Below are 14,601 nucleotides of genomic sequence, written 5' to 3'. Positions count from 1 at the left end.
AAACCCCCATCGGCTCACTCGGTGTAGATTAGCAGTTGAACTGGATCGCCCCAAGTGAGCTTTAATTTTTTTTCAGCATTACCGCAGTTAACGGCAATTTCCACCCAGCCATGACTCCCGATCAGGGCGATTGCCTCTCCGATGGGTAGATCGCTATAGGTTTGAGTGCCGACAATGATTTCTTCGTTTAAAATCACTGACCAGGGCACATTATGGACGACTTCTGCGGGAATAGTGGTGACTAGGTTACCAAAATGGTCAATAGATTGGATAACTCCTCGAATATACTGTTTGTCTTGGGTATAGGAGGGAATGGGGAGATCGACCAAGGTATCGGGATCGAGGGGATCGCCTAACTGCTCGATCGCCACTCCATTGGCTAAATGAGCGCCCGCAGGTGCAAAAATATCCCGGCCGTGGAAGGTGGCACTGGGATGGGGCGATCGCCAATACTGAGGATTGGTTAATTCTACCGCTTTGACAATCGGATATTGGCTGAGAATGCCGCTAAATATGCCATTATCGGGCCCGACTAAAAACCCTTGGGGCAGTTCTAGGGCGATCGCCCGGCGATCGGTTCCCACTCCTGGATCGACTACAGCTACATGCACCGTATACTGGGGAAAATAGGGATAGGCATTCATGAGTGCAAACCGAGCAGCCGCTAAATTTTGCCTGGGTAGATTATGGGTCAGATCGATAATGGTAATCTGGGGATTAATTTGGGCGATCGCCCCTTTCATCACCCCCACATAGGGATCTTGCAGACCAAAGTCCGTTAATAAGGTCAGGATTCTGGGTATATCTACTTGATTCATTTAACTAGAAAAGACAACTTTTGGTGCTAACACCCACTCTAGACCAGTTTGCTCAAGTTCTCCCATACCGAGAAATTCCCCCGTTGGGGAACTGACGCGCATTGCTCCACCAGATAAGGCTTCACCAGTGATGGACAAGGGTTGACCATGAAACCAGGAGCTAACTTGGGAGGTAGAAAGGATAGACTCTGGCAGATGACTTAAGGCAACATGGCCAGAAATGGGGGTAAAGGTTTGCTGCTCGACTTGGGTTTCTAGCTCCTCTAAAGTAATACTTTGGTCTAACGTAAATCCACTGCTTTGGGTGCGGGTGAGGTGGGCTAAAGTTGCACCGGTGTTGAGGCGATCGCCTAAGTCGCGGGCGATCGCTCGAATATAAGTGCCCGGCCCGCAAGCAATGACCACATCCAGCTCCGGAAAATCTCCCGGCCGCCAATCTAAAATCTGGAGATCGTACACTTCCACCATTCGCGCTGGCACTTGCACCACTTCCCCCTGTCTCGCAATTTTATACAAGCGCTTTCCCCCCACCTGAATCGCGCTATAAATGGGGGGAATTTGTTCAATTTTGCCCCGAAATTGACCTATAACCAACTGAATCGACTCTAAGTTTAAATCAGGAACCGGTTGACTTTTAACGATCTCTCCTTGCAAATCATCCGTTTCTGTTCGCACTCCAAAGCGAATAGTTGCCTTATAGGCCTTACTCTGCGGTAAAAACTGCAACAGACGAGTGGCTTTCCCTAGGGCGATCGGCAGCACTCCAACCGCCGCCGGGTCTAGGGTTCCAGCATGACCCACCCGCTTAGTCCGTAACAAACGACGCACCCGCGCCACACAATCATGGGAAGTGTAACCGGGGGGTTTATTCAGGTTGAGAAATCCAAACGTCATTTAGAGGGATTAGAATCTTGCTAGTCTTGTATCATATAAATCAATTTTTGTCAAGGCAGTAGGGTGTGTTAGCGAAGCACAGGACATCCATCCTCTATATTATCGAAATTGTTGCGTAAGTATAAAAAAAAGAGTGGGAGCGTCTCGCTCCCTAGCTAGAATGGGGGGATGGGGGATGGGGGGATGGGGAAAGACAGCGAGCAAGATGCTCGCACTACAGGCTTTCCCTCTTTGACTATTGCAGATCGCTTACCCCTTCAGGAGAAGGAATATCAGAGTTAGAGAGAGACTCGGCAGCATAGGACTTTTGCCCAGATTCAGAAATGGAGAATTCTGGCGCTTCTGGGGGGGCTTCTTGGGCTGCCCCAGAGGGTGCATCCCCGTATAACCAAGCCAGTCCCCCCACTGCACCAGCCATTAATGCGGTATAGCCTAAATAAAGATGGGCGGGTTGTAAGTAAAATCCTTTACTTTTTGGGGTGGCAAGGGAAGACCAGGAGGGAATAACGGAATGGGTGACATCGGGTTCTGGAAGGCTAGAGAGCAGATGCTGACTGTCTAAACCGAGGACAATACTAAGACGACGGACAAAACCATGGAGGTAAACTTCTTCCGGGAGATTCTCGAAATCTCCAGCTTCTAAGGCTTTGAGTTCATGGATGGGGATACGGGTTAAAGCATGGAGTTGATCGAGGGAAAGACTTCGCCCCAAACGCGCTTTTTGTAATTGTTCGCCAATTTTTTGCCAACCGGTTTCCCGTTCCTGTTGCGTTTTCTGTTGTGCCAACTGCACCTTAGAGAGTTTCTGAGGACGGGGTGGACGGGTTTGAGTCGATGATCCTAAACCTGAATTTACAGTAACTCTCTTTTGGGAACTCGTTCTATGGGTGGTGGTACTGGGTTTAGCGCTACTCTTGGGAGTGGTTACTGGGGCAATCGCCGTTAAGGGATGTTGTACTTCACCAGATTGGTGCTGATATTGATCGACAAAGTGTTGCAAGGCGATCTGAATCGCTTCTCGTCCCATCGCCTTAATCAACATTTGCATTCCCTCTGCCCCCTCTCCTAACTGACTTTGGAGACTCTCCAGGGTGCGGCGATAAACCTGAGAATGGTGGAGTTGCGCTTCCATCTGACTGAGGATCTGGCGCAACTCTTTGGGGGAAAGTCCCAAAATGGCACAAGCTTGAACACTTAAAGATTGAGGGCTATTGGTCATGATCTGCTATCTCCGTACACTGATCCCACCCATAGGAATATGGGTAAATTAGGGGAATTTCTCCTTACTTATTCCTAATTTTTCAGCCATCTCCGGATACAGAATTATCCAGTCAGCAGAACGGAACACGCAATATGGAGACATAGAGATCGCGGTCTGGCGAGCAGGAGAAGATGCAGTATGTTTAACCCCTCTTGCCCTGCCCACCTGCTCAAGCTTGGGGATGTCCCTCCTGATGACTCATTTGCCAGCATCGCTCCAGAAGGGTTAATTGATAGCGATACCAAAAGTGCTGGGGACTCCAAACCAGGGGAGACTCTGGGTTAAACAGGGGTTGTTGAAGATAAGCCCATAGGGGGAGCCAAAAGGTGTAATAGTTAAACTTCATGGTTATCTAAACGGTTAAGATGGTGAGATGTACAATTAGAGTCCACCGCGATCGCAGGGGAGTCAGGATTGAGCCGTTATATCCCTTCCTTTTTCCACTGTGCCAAACTCTTCAGCCAGCGTGCTAGAATGTTGCATTCTTTGACAAAAATTGACATTTAACTTAAAACTCCACTCATTCAGTCGATAGCAGGCGAACGGCTTCCCCAAATGGAAAGTGATTTAAATCCAAGCCTCCTGGGGTCACCACCCACAAAACGGGATAGTCGGGAGCGGGTTCGGGAAAGTTCCCGTAACCATCGGTCAGATAGACGCAGAGGCGGCTATCTTGCCAATTTCCCTGGTCTTTAATCTTCTCGAAAAAGGGCACAAAAGAGGTTCCGCCACCGCCAACGGGTTTGGGCAATGGGGCTGCTTTGTCTAGGGTATAGGGGCCGTAAACGTCAGCATCGGCATAATATAATTCACATTTGAGATGGGGATACGATCCGAGAATTCCCTTGATTTCACTCATGAATAGGCTGAGTTCTTCACCGCCAATGGAGCCACTGGTGTCAACTGCGATAAATACATGCACCGTTTCTCCCTCTAGGGTTTCTAAGTATAGACCGCGACCGATAAAACGGCGATCGAAGCCTTGAAAATCGGTCGGAGTTTTTACGAGATAGCGCCAAAGATGCGATCGCCAATTTAACTGCGCTTCCTTCAGGCTATCCCATTCCCGCGAAAAACCGGCTGGAAGCTTGCCTGCGTTTTGGGTTTGGGCGATCGTCATCGCCTTATGCATCGCTGCTTGCCAATAGGTCTCTAACGTCGTTTTCTGGTCTTGGGATAAAGTCCCTGAACCGTCTGGATCTAACAAATCTTGATCAGATAACGTATAACATTTAGCCTCTTTCCATAACAGCTCATACACCTCTTCCACACTCAAATGCTCTAGATCGAAATCCCTAATATGTCCTGATGGCAAATCCATACTCGCTTGTTGAGCGACGATCCCATTCACCACAATATCTGCCGCAATATTCCATACCAGAGGTTCCCGCGAACCCCGACGAATCACATGGCGCAAAGCAGCATGAAGCACTTCATGCAATAGCACCCCATCCATTTGTGGAACCGGTAAACTGCGAAAAAAATCAGCATTCAAGAAAATATCCTTACCATTCGTCGCTGCTGTAGGCACAGTTTCCCTAACTGAGATATTCGTAAACAAAGCTAGAGTCGCAAAAAACGGAGACTTCATCCGCAACCGCAACAAACACCCACTGACGAGTCGTTCAATATCGGGAGGCATATTCATCATTCAAACCTGGTTTTAAGCTGCAATTAACCCTTGAAAATCCTTGAGAAAATCCTTTAAGCGCTCATCCTGCTGCACCATTTGTGCCAGAGCGCCAATTTGCCCTTTAATTCGCATTTGCCGAAACAAGTCCACCGAAAACAGTTGTACCCATTCAGCCGTCGTCACATCCGAGAGCCAACTAAACGCCTTGTAGCCTTGATCGGCATTTTTTGCACGCAAGGCCAATCCAATCGTGGTAGCATAGCGCACCGAGGGTTCTTGAGGAAAGGGAATGGTATCGCCCTCACCCTTGAGAATCTGAGCCAGATCCGGTAAATCTTTATAAAGTTGAATATAGGACTGAAATTCAGCCATCGTTTCTAAACCCACTGCCGCACTAATATCCAGACCCGCTTTATGGAGCGCAGAAGCCATCACCCAAGACCGAGGAGAAGGCCAAGCGGGTTGTTGGGGATCGGGTTTATGCAATAGGGTGGTGCGAAAGGAGAGAAACGCCAGAATTTGTTCGTGGACTTTAGCCGTTAGAGCATAGGCTTTAAAGCTGTCAAAATCGGGTTCTACAGAGAGATGTAAAAAGCGGTTGGCTAAGGGAGAGGGCATATCAAATACGGAAGCGCGGTCTTCTTTGCGGTTCCCCGCAGCCCAGATAAACCAGTCTGGGGGCACTGTATAGGAACCCACTTGGCGGTCTAAAATCAGTTGCTGGGCCATCCCTTGCATGGCAGGGGGAGCCATATTCAGCTCATCGAGAAAGAGAATGCCTCGCCCAGAACGGGGTAAAAATTCGGGAGGATACCATTTAGAGATTCCCGCTTCGGCAACGGGTAATCCTCTCAGGTCAGTGGGTGCTAACTGGGACAGACGCACATCTACAAAATCCATTTTATGGTGACGGGCTAGTTGGGCGACAATGCTGGATTTACCGATACCTGGCGGCCCCCAAATCATGGTACTGATTTTGAGGTTATGGGTAATCAGGCGATGGAGATAGGTTTTGAGTTCGGTAGGAGTCATGGGAGTGGGTTGATATCTGTGTTTCTATAGGGTGGAGAGTCTCTGCTGTGCCGCATGACGAACATCGGGTTCTGGATCGCCTGCCAGTTTCTGGAGTAAGGGTTTGGGTAGGTTCGGATGAGCTGCTAAGACCCAGCGCACGCTAGAATCGGGGTCTTCGCTGAGTTGGGCTAAAATCGGTTCTGGACAATGGGGATAACCGGCTAAGTACCAACGCACTTGAAAATGAGGAGAGTGGGCGATCGCCGTTAATACGGATTTTGGCAGTTGAGGACGTTGCACTAGAGCTAAAACCACTGCACATTCGTGATCGCGTGCTAGTTTTTCTAATGTAGATGGGGGTGTATTGGGATTTTCAGCAACTGCAACTTTGATCGAATCATAGTAATCTTGGGCTAATTTTTCTAAAGTGGCAACTGGGGTTTTGGGATTTTTAGCGACTTCTAATCTGATCGAATCCTCGGGATTTTGAGCTAATTGTTTCAGTAAAGAATTGACTAAGGGGGACGGAGTGCGAGTATTTTTAGCGACTTCTAATCTGATCTTAGCATAGTAATCTTGGGCTAATTTTTCTAAAGTAGCAACTGTGATTTTGGGATTTTTAGCGACTTCTAATCTGATCGAAGTATCGGAATCTTGAGCTAGTTTTTCTAATGTAGCAACTGTGATTTTGGGATTTTTAGCAACTGCAACTTTGATCGAAGTATCGGAATCTTGAGCTAGTTTTTCTAATGTAGCAACTGTGATTTTGGGATTTTTAGCAACTGCAACTTTGATCGAAGTATCGGAATCTTGAGCTAGTTTTTCTAATGTAGCAACTGTGATTTTGGGATTTTTAGCAACTGCAACTTTGATCGAAGTATCGGAATCTTGAGCTAGTTTTTCTAATGTAGAGGGGGGTGTATTGGGATTTTTCGCTACTTTTTCTCGAATCCAATAGTCCCCATCAGTAGCCATGAGTTCCAAGATGGTAATGGCAGTATCTGGGTCTTCGGCAATAGACCCTTTGATGTGGCCAGAGATTTGGTCAAGGGCATTTTGTAGATAAGGACAATAGCTCTCTAGGGTACACAGACTAAGTTGGGTTTGTAGAGAAAGATCGGCGATAAAATTGGGGTTTTCTAGACTTAAGAGAGAGAACACCGGATTATTCAGGAGTCGCTCTGGAAATTTTACACCTAGTTCAAAGAGGACATCGGTGGGGGTATTGGGATTTGAGGTTACCAGAGCGCGAACTTTGGGATCGCGATGGGAGGCAAGCGATCGCAGAACTTCAGGGTCAGTATTTGGATCGTTAGCCTGTTCATGCTGATTGCTATAGGTAGAGTTTTCTAATTCCATAATCGAATTACCGTAAATCTAGAGTTTCTATAGGGTGGAGAGTCTCTGCTGTGCCGCATGACGAACATCGGGTTCTGGATCGCCTGCCAGTTTCTGAAGTAAGGGTTTGGGTAAGTCAGGATGAGCTACTAAGACCCAGCGCACGCTAAAATCGGGGTCTTCGCTAAGTTGCGCTAAAATCGGTTCTGGACAATGGGGATAACCGGCTAAGTACCAACGCACTTGAAAATGAGGAGAGTGGGCGATCTCCGTTAATACCGACTCTGGTAATTCAGGACGTTGCAATAGAGCTAAAACCACTGCACATTCGCGTTCTAGTTTTTTTAATGTAGATGGGGGTGTATTGGGATTTTCAGCAACTGCAACTTTGATCGAATCATAGTAATCTTGAGCTAGTTTTTCTAAAATAGCAACTGGGGTTTTGAGATTTTTAGCAACTGCAACTTTGGCTTTGATCGAAATCTTGGAATCTTGAGCTAGTTTTTCTAAAGTAGAGGGGGGTGTATTGGGATTTTTCGCTACTTGTTCTCGAACGAAATCACTCCCATCAGTGGCCATCAGTTCCAAGATGGTAATGGCAGTATCTGGGTTTTCGGCAATAGACCCTTTGATGTGGTGGCTAGAGATTTGGTCAAGGGCATTTTGCAGATAAGGACAATAGCTCTCTAGGGTACACAGACTAAGTTGGGTTTGTAGAGAAAGATCGGCGATAAAATGGGGATTTTCTAGACTTAAGAGAGAGAACACCGGATTATTCAGGAGTCGCTCTGGAAAGGCTACACCCAGTTCAAAAAGGACATCGGTGGGGGTATTGGGATTTGAGGCTACCAGAGCGCGAACTTTGGGATCGTCATGGGAGGCAAGCGATCGCAGAACTTTAGGGTCAGTATTTGGATCGTTAGCCCGTTCATATTCAGTTGTATAGATAGAGTTTTCTAATTCCATAATCGAATTACCGTAAATCTAGAGTTTCTATAGGGTGGAGAGTCTCTGCTGTGCCGCATGACGAACATCGGGTTCTGGATCGCCTGCCAGTTTCTGGAGTAAGGGTTTGGGTAAGTCAGGATGAGCTACTAAGACCCAGCGCACGCTAAAATCGGGGTCTTCGCTAAGTTGGGCTAAAATCGGTTCTGGACAATGGGGATAACCAGCTAAGTACCAACGCACTTGAAAATGAGGAGAGTGGGCGATCTCCGTTAATACCGACTCTGGTAATTCAGGACGTTGCAATAGAGCTAAAACCACTGCACATTCGCGTTCTAGTTTTTTTAATGTAGATGGGGGTGTATTGGGATTTTCAGCAACTGCAACTTTGATCGAATCATAGTAATCTTGAGGGAATTTTTCTAATGAAGATGGGGGTGCATTGGGATTTTCAGCAACTGCAACTTTGATCGAATCCTCGGCATCTTGAGCCAGTTTTTCTAATGTAGAGGGGGGTGTATTGGGATTTCTGGCGACTGCAACTTTGATCGAATCACCGGAATATTGATCGACTTTTTCTAATGAAGATAGGGGTACATTGGGATTTTCAGCAAATGTCAATCTCATCAAATCATCGGCATCTTGAAGCAGTTCCAAGAGTTCCAAGATCGAACTCTCGGCACCTTGAGCCAGTTTTTCTAATGTAGATGGGGGTGTATTGGGATTTCTGGCGACTGCAACTTTGATCGGATGAATACAATCCTCGGCACCTTGAGCCAGTTTTTCTAATGTAGATGGGGGTGTATTGGGATTTCTGGCGACTGCAAATTTGATCGAATCCATAAAATCCTCGGCATCTTGAGCTAGTTTTTCTAAAGTAGAGGGGGGTGTATTGGGATTTTTCGCTACTTGTTCTCGAACGAAATCACTCCCATCAGTGGCCATCAGTTCCAAGATGGTAATGGCAGTATCTGGGTTTTCGGCAATAGACCCTTTGATGTGTCCAGAGATTTGGTCAAGGGCATTTTGTAGATAAGGACAATAGCTCTCTAGGGTAGACAGACTAAGTTGGGTGTGTAGAGAAAGATCGGCGATAAAATGGGGATTTTCTAGACTTAAGAGAGAGAACACCGGATTATTCAGGAGTCGCTCTGGAAAGGCTACACCTAGTTCAAAAAGGACATTGATAGGGGTATTGGGATTCGAGGTTACCAGAGCGCGAACCATGGGATCGTCATGGGAGGCAAGCGATCGCAAAACTTTAGGGTCAGTATTTGGATCGTTAGCCCGTTCACATTCAGTTGTATAGAAGATAGAGTTTTGCAATTCCATTAATTCCATAATCCAATCACCAAAAATAGAGCTATTTAAGATAGGTTTGAATCGACGAAACATCCAGAGTTTCATTGTTGATCACCAACGCAACATTGATGTTTTCTAAGAAATTAACAAACCATTGAATTTGATCGATAGGCTTAGACTCATAATAATTAAACCATTGAAATAATTGCTCCCCTAAATTCGATTGACTTTGACCTGAAATAAGCACAATTTTTAGTAATAATGCGCTGGTTTTTAACTCTCCTAAATTAGCAATCAAATTAACAAAAATGTAATGATTAGGATCGTCAGGACTTTCGATCAGAAATTTCAACAAATTCTCGCAAGTTTGATTAAGCAAAAGAGAGTTAAATCCTTGATGATCTTGTTCTGGCAATAAGCTTTTAAGTTTATGTCTTAACTTAAAATCAAAATGTTGAGAGTGAATATCAGAATCAATTGCGGCAGTAATATAATTATAGAACTGCTCTTTAAATTCCTGATAAGATCTCACAGTTTCCGTATGCTCTAAAAACTTTCTGGCTAGATCTTTATAACTCGAATTTCCCTCGACTTTACCCGTAAACTGTTTAATCGCCAAATACAGATCTTGATCGCTCAGTAGAGTCGGGTTAGCAAAAGGTTGTTGACTGTTAAAACCCGATATTTTTTTAATTAAATAGGTCGCATACTGGGAAAGATTAAGTTCAAACTCCCATTGTCTTTCAGCTTGAATTTCTTGCAGAAGTTGCTGATGTTCTCTAGAACTATTGGATGCCACTAGGGAATATCGATAGAGATAGGGATAGCGATAAATTTGTGTTTTAAGCGGAGAAGTTAAAATCGGAGAAGATTGAGAATTAGCCTTAGATTTGTTTTGAATTAATATTCGCAAAACCTGATAATCTTCACTTTCTTCAAATTCTTTCACTGTGGCATGAATGATCGGCTCTACAAAAAGTTTTTCGATCATTTTATATTCATGGCTTTCACAAAAACTTGCCACTTTTTTTCTGAGTTCATCGACATATTTAGGTGGGGGAGAAGAATGGGAATACTGATTTTGATTATTGAACAGAGCAATTAAACCGACAATAGCAATTTTAGAAGAAGCGCGAATTTGCCAGTGATTAATCAGAATATAAAAGCAGCGATTTAATATTTTGTTAAATTGACTTTGCTCAGGAACTTGAATAATCAATCGTCGTAGAACCCCACTAATCTCGATATCTGGATATCCAATGACTTCAATAAATAACTTATGAACTCTTTGAATCATCATAGATGGAGATTCTTGTTGTACCCAATACAGCAGATGATCGTAAAGTTTCTGTTCATCGGATAACTGTTGATTTTTCCATAAATTAATTGATGATTTTTCAGGACTATATCCCAGGCAATTTTTAAGCCATTTTATACTAAATGTGTTGGCATAAATTTTATTGTAAACCTTGATAACTGGACGAGCATAGTAATGTCCAAAAGGGACTTTAACCACCAAACCACTCAATCTTAATTCTGTTTGCTCTGGACTTTCTTCTGATGGGATTTCTCCTTGGTTTAAGATTTGCGAATACAATTCTAATAAGGATTTCCGATTGGGACTTTCTAAGAGGCGATCGCGAATCGATCTCAGGTGTTCGGGTTCATCTTGAGCTTCCCAATTCTGCAAAATCTTTGTATGAACCAATTGATTCACCCTATTTTGCTCTTGATTTAGGGCAATAAATTCTTCACCGTTGGCGACTAAATGGCACAGTTTTTGTGTCAAAAAAGGCTTTCCACCTGTCCAATCTAAAATGGATTTCAAAACTTTTTTAGGATCTCTACTTTTCATGACTAAGCCTTCTGTTAATCCTAAGCAATCTTGAAATTGAAATCCTGTTAATTGAATTTCTCGACCAATATCAAAGGGGCTAAAATTAGGATTAGAACTCAGTTCTGACGGACTAGCTACACCTAACAATACCCAAGTTAACCGTTGATATTCTGGATGATTTTGACGGTGTTTGTAGCAAGAGCGAATTAATCCAAAAAAATCATAAACTGGAAATTTCAAACCTAATACACTATCAATTTCATCTACAAAAATAACGACATTGTGGGGAATCTGACGTAGGATTACTTCAGTTAACAATAAACGTAGGCGCTCGACAGGAGAAGAAGAGAGACGATCTCGCCACCATTTTGCCAGGTTAATGCAATTGCCTAAATTAAAACTACTCAAGACAGAATAAGCAAAGGCAGCATACCATTCTTCAGCAGTAATATGACGGCTAAAAATAGCGGTTAAATCAACGACTCCACAAACAATGCCGCGATTTTTTAATAATTCAATGGTGCGGACTCGTAAAGAAGATTTACCCATTTGTCGAGAGTTAAGAACATAGCAAAATTCTCCAGCTAGAACTCCACGGAATAAATCTGCATCAGCTTGACGTATCACATAAGTAGGCGAATGAAGCGGTAAGCTACCGCCAAATTGATATTCATACATTTTAGTAAATATATTCTTCATGATCCCCGTAGATGCTTGCCTGAAATAAAAGAATTAAGATAATTGTACTCGGAAATATTGACGATATAAATTACATCTGGGCACAACTTGATGCCCCTGTAAATCAATCAATCCCATACTATGTAGCTTAAAAGCGAGGATAGATTCAAGCTGTACGGCTTGGGTACTATCGACCACTTTTTTTAAGGCTTCTTTTAAGAGAGAATGGTAATGTAGATTCCATAAATGTCGCCTTAAATGATCGCTATATAAACCCCCATCGGTTGCAGCCGTTTCGAGGACGATTTTTAAGGTCATTTCATGGCGAGCAATATGGTAAAGTGCTAATCGGACTAAATAGGGGTGTCCCCCCACCATGGACATGAGTTGATTGACTTCGGAAATTGTCCAATCTAAGCCATGGCGATGGGCGAGTTCTAGGATTTTGTCGGGGGGGAATTCGGGCAGTTCAATGGGTAAGCCGACATTAAAGGGGGATTGGTTGATGCTCATAGGAACGTAAACTTCTGTGGAATGAACGACGACTAAGCGTAGTTTTTTCCAGATTTCGCGGTTTTTTCCTTCTTCATGCCAAGCTCTCAGGAGGCTAAAAAAGTCGGAGGCAATGTCGGGAAAGGAGAAAACGACATCGACTTCATCTAAGCCTAAAACGAGGGGATGTTGACAGTGGGGAAGGATATAGTTTTCAAAGTAGGATTTGCAGGCAACTTTGGCTCCAAAAATGCTATCCCAATAGTCTTCAAAGTTGACGGGGAGGTTGATTTGGAGGCTGATATTGGCGCAAAACCACTTGAGGAAGGGTTCTAACTCGGTGAAGACTTTGCTATCGGCAAGTTGAAAGCTGAGGGGGACGGTGGCGTAGCCAATGGTGGAGGCATGGTGTAGGATGCGAGCCATGAGGGAGGTTTTGCCCATTTGTCGGGGCGCTTTGATGCGAATTAAGGCTCCGGGTTTTTCGATCGCCTCATAACATCGAGTTTCTATTCGGGGCCGTTCGATGTAAAATGCGGAGGCCAGCTCGACTTGTCCTCTGGGAATTTCCGGTTCGGCAATGGGTTGGGGCGGAGCTTTGGGTAGGATGGCGTAGGGGTTATGGGCAGAGTGTGCAGGAGGAGAGACAACTTTCATCTGCTGGCGATCGCCCTCAGCTAATAGTTGCAATAAGCTTTTAATTAATCTGGGGGTATCTTCTAGCGATCGCCATTTTAACCTGGGTAAGTCCTGTAAATATCCCCGCAAGTCATGGTTGAGCAGGCTAAAGGAATTGTTGATTTCTAAGGGAATAATATGGGGCAATCCCTGCTGACGAGACTCTTGTAAGGACTTGACAATTCGCACCTCTTCTGTAATCATTTCACTAACGGCAGACAAGGGCGAAAGCAACAGCAACAACTCCTCACAGGTATTCAGTTCTCGGTAAATCTGTTGCAACCCATTTTTAGCCATCCGCAAACAGTTATCCGCTAAAGTGATGGTATAACCGGAGTTTCTTAGAGTTTCGTAGAGTTGGGAAATTAGGCTTAAAGGCGGATCGGTAGGACTTTGATAGTAACTCAGGAGAATATGATGCTTCTGGGGTTGGTTTTCCCGGTTAGTTTTCAGGGCTTCTCCAATTAACTCTGGACGGTATTTGGCAATCAGGGCAATTAATTCCCCGCGACGAGAATATCCCGCTTCTTGGGGATCGACGGTTCCCAAAAAAGCATCACAAATATGTTGGATATGTTTGCGTACCGTTACCGGTTGAATATAAAGCTGCTCGGCGATCGCCGTATCCTCTTCCCCCGCTAAGACTTTCAGTAGCACTTCTTGTCGCCTAGGGGTAAGGTTAGCAAAGGCTTGGATAAACTGAATCTGGTTCATCAAATTACACCAGGAAACAACAGATAGAGGGGGAGACGGCGGCTCAAACTGAACCAGAGTCTTCTTCTTCTATTCTTTATTAATATGCTTAGAACTGCCACTGGGGTAAATTGTGTATGGAATCACCACATGGGCTAACAATAGGTTAAGATTCTCACGTTTGTGAATCTTGCTTACACAGAATCCCCCAGTCCCCCTAACGTCAGCCATAGTAGAAGCATCAGAGTCATCATTGTCCTGTTTGGTCTAACCTTCGGGTTTGCCTATCCTTGAGATGAATCTTTATGAGTTGCTTGAACCTAGGGTGAGTTGAGATTTCGGATAAAACTCAACTCCTCAGAGATAGTAAGGCTTTGAGGATCTCTGCTCCTTTGATGCTAAGTCGTGTTCCAAACTGGTGTGCAGGCTACTTGATTGCAGTCTGCACTATTTTTTTTAAAGTGCTATGCCCTGGTGAGAGTAACTCCTTATGTATGTCTTACTGCCTTATACTGGAGATCGAATTTATCCATTATCCTTTATGCAAGCAAAACGCTGGATTTTAACTCTATCTGGTTTATACTTAACTGCCGCGATCGCCGGTTGTGCCCTTCCCGGAAATACCCAAGAGGCGATCGCCGAAATGAGCGTCACTCAAGTGAGGCAACTGGTTGCTGAAACACCGGGAACCTTAACCCAAAAAGCCCTATTTATCGATGTCCGCACCCCTCAAGAATACGCCCAAGATCGTATTGGAGAAAGTCCCCTAATTCCTATGGCAGAAATCGAATCAGGAGAAGGGATAGATAAAATTCGCCAATTAGCTGGCGATCGCCTCGTCATCCTCTATTGCTTCTCCGGATTTCGCTCCGGTAAAGCCCAACAAATCCTCGAAAAAGCCGGTATTCAAGCCATTAGCCTAGAAGGAGGCATTCAAGCTTGGCGTAAAACCATCCCCCCAACCACCGAAGCCAACCTCTTTTAAACCCGAAAAATAGGGGGCGATCTTCACCCCCTA

12 protein-coding genes are annotated in these 14,601 nt (G+C 44.7%); 1 reads left to right on the top strand and 11 read right to left on the bottom strand.

Annotated elements, in window-relative coordinates:
• Nucleotides 1–14: 14 nt before the first annotated feature.
• The 11 genes from AC3FZD_RS03725 to AC3FZD_RS03675 all read right to left on the bottom strand — a co-directional run bounded on the left by AC3FZD_RS03725 (nt 15) and on the right by AC3FZD_RS03675 (nt 13,604).
• On the bottom strand, nt 15–818 hold the full coding sequence (locus AC3FZD_RS03725; protein WP_488738839.1) for an SAM hydrolase/SAM-dependent halogenase family protein: 804 nt from the start codon (nt 816–818) through the stop codon (nt 15–17).
• A complete protein-coding gene (gene truB / locus AC3FZD_RS03720; protein WP_488738838.1) occupies nt 819–1,712 on the bottom strand; it encodes a tRNA pseudouridine(55) synthase TruB in 894 nt (297 codons plus the stop codon). It abuts the gene before it with no gap.
• 235 nt (nt 1,713–1,947) lie between these two features.
• Nucleotides 1,948–2,931, bottom strand: coding sequence for a helix-turn-helix domain-containing protein (locus AC3FZD_RS03715; protein WP_488738837.1), 984 nt, complete (start codon nt 2,929–2,931; stop codon nt 1,948–1,950).
• Nucleotides 2,932–3,142: 211 nt separating this feature from the next.
• Complete coding sequence (locus tag AC3FZD_RS03710) at nt 3,143–3,319, bottom strand: hypothetical protein (protein WP_488738836.1); 177 nt, start codon at nt 3,317–3,319, stop codon at nt 3,143–3,145.
• A gap of 174 nt (nt 3,320–3,493) precedes the next feature.
• Nucleotides 3,494–4,624 (bottom strand): vWA domain-containing protein, encoded by a 1,131-nt coding sequence (locus AC3FZD_RS03705; protein ID WP_488738835.1) that lies wholly within the window; start codon nt 4,622–4,624, stop codon nt 3,494–3,496.
• A 12-nt stretch (nt 4,625–4,636) separates the two neighbouring features.
• Nucleotides 4,637–5,638 carry an ATP-binding protein gene (locus tag AC3FZD_RS03700; protein WP_488738834.1) on the bottom strand — a complete coding sequence of 334 codons (1,002 nt, stop codon included), beginning with the start codon at nt 5,636–5,638 and terminating at the stop codon, nt 4,637–4,639.
• Between the two features lie 24 nt (nt 5,639–5,662).
• Nucleotides 5,663–6,979, bottom strand: a complete 1,317-nt coding sequence (locus AC3FZD_RS03695; RefSeq protein WP_488738833.1) for a HEAT repeat domain-containing protein — start codon at nt 6,977–6,979, stop codon at nt 5,663–5,665.
• A gap of 27 nt (nt 6,980–7,006) precedes the next feature.
• The gene (locus AC3FZD_RS03690; protein ID WP_488738832.1) at nt 7,007–7,924 is read right to left on the bottom strand and encodes a variant leucine-rich repeat-containing protein; all 918 of its coding nucleotides are present in this window, start codon (nt 7,922–7,924) and stop codon (nt 7,007–7,009) included.
• Between the two features lie 27 nt (nt 7,925–7,951).
• Entirely contained in the window at nt 7,952–9,310 is a 1,359-nt protein-coding gene (locus tag AC3FZD_RS03685; RefSeq protein WP_488738831.1) for a hypothetical protein, read from the bottom strand.
• Entirely contained in the window at nt 9,267–11,741 is a 2,475-nt protein-coding gene (locus AC3FZD_RS03680) for an AAA-like domain-containing protein (protein ID WP_488738830.1), read from the bottom strand. Before AC3FZD_RS03680 ends, AC3FZD_RS03685 begins: the two co-directional genes overlap by 44 nt.
• A 33-nt stretch (nt 11,742–11,774) precedes the next feature.
• Nucleotides 11,775–13,604 carry an AAA-like domain-containing protein gene (locus AC3FZD_RS03675; RefSeq protein WP_488738829.1) on the bottom strand — a complete coding sequence of 610 codons (1,830 nt, stop codon included), beginning with the start codon at nt 13,602–13,604 and terminating at the stop codon, nt 11,775–11,777.
• 469 nt (nt 13,605–14,073) lie between these two features.
• Between AC3FZD_RS03675 and AC3FZD_RS03670 the strand changes: the two genes are divergently transcribed.
• Nucleotides 14,074–14,568 (top strand): rhodanese-like domain-containing protein, encoded by a 495-nt coding sequence (locus tag AC3FZD_RS03670; RefSeq protein ID WP_488738828.1) that lies wholly within the window; start codon nt 14,074–14,076, stop codon nt 14,566–14,568.
• Nucleotides 14,569–14,601: the final 33 nt, after the last annotated feature.

The sequence above is a fragment of the Roseofilum sp. KMC-1 genome (assembly GCF_057802075.1).
Note: the sequence above shows the minus strand (reverse complement) of the source record. Positions and strands in the feature narration are given on the sequence as shown.

Bases quoted from the DNA above. Each gene is read 5' to 3' on its own strand.
- AC3FZD_RS03680 (WP_488738830.1), bottom strand. From the start codon at position 11,741: ATGAAGAATATATTTACTAAAATGTATGAATATCAATTTGGCGGTAGC.
- AC3FZD_RS03710 (WP_488738836.1), bottom strand. From the start codon at position 3,319: ATGAAGTTTAACTATTACACCTTTTGGCTCCCCCTATGGGCTTATCTT.
- AC3FZD_RS03695 (WP_488738833.1), bottom strand. From the start codon at position 6,979: ATGGAATTAGAAAACTCTACCTATAGCAATCAGCATGAACAGGCTAAC.
- AC3FZD_RS03685 (WP_488738831.1), bottom strand. From the start codon at position 9,310: ATGAAACTCTGGATGTTTCGTCGATTCAAACCTATCTTAAATAGCTCT.
- truB (WP_488738838.1), bottom strand. From the start codon at position 1,712: ATGACGTTTGGATTTCTCAACCTGAATAAACCCCCCGGTTACACTTCC.
- AC3FZD_RS03690 (WP_488738832.1), bottom strand. From the start codon at position 7,924: ATGGAATTAGAAAACTCTATCTATACAACTGAATATGAACGGGCTAAC.
- AC3FZD_RS03705 (WP_488738835.1), bottom strand. From the start codon at position 4,624: ATGATGAATATGCCTCCCGATATTGAACGACTCGTCAGTGGGTGTTTG.
- AC3FZD_RS03675 (WP_488738829.1), bottom strand. From the start codon at position 13,604: ATGAACCAGATTCAGTTTATCCAAGCCTTTGCTAACCTTACCCCTAGG.
- AC3FZD_RS03670 (WP_488738828.1), top strand. From the start codon at position 14,074: ATGTATGTCTTACTGCCTTATACTGGAGATCGAATTTATCCATTATCC.
- AC3FZD_RS03700 (WP_488738834.1), bottom strand. From the start codon at position 5,638: ATGACTCCTACCGAACTCAAAACCTATCTCCATCGCCTGATTACCCAT.
- AC3FZD_RS03715 (WP_488738837.1), bottom strand. From the start codon at position 2,931: ATGACCAATAGCCCTCAATCTTTAAGTGTTCAAGCTTGTGCCATTTTG.
- AC3FZD_RS03725 (WP_488738839.1), bottom strand. From the start codon at position 818: ATGAATCAAGTAGATATACCCAGAATCCTGACCTTATTAACGGACTTT.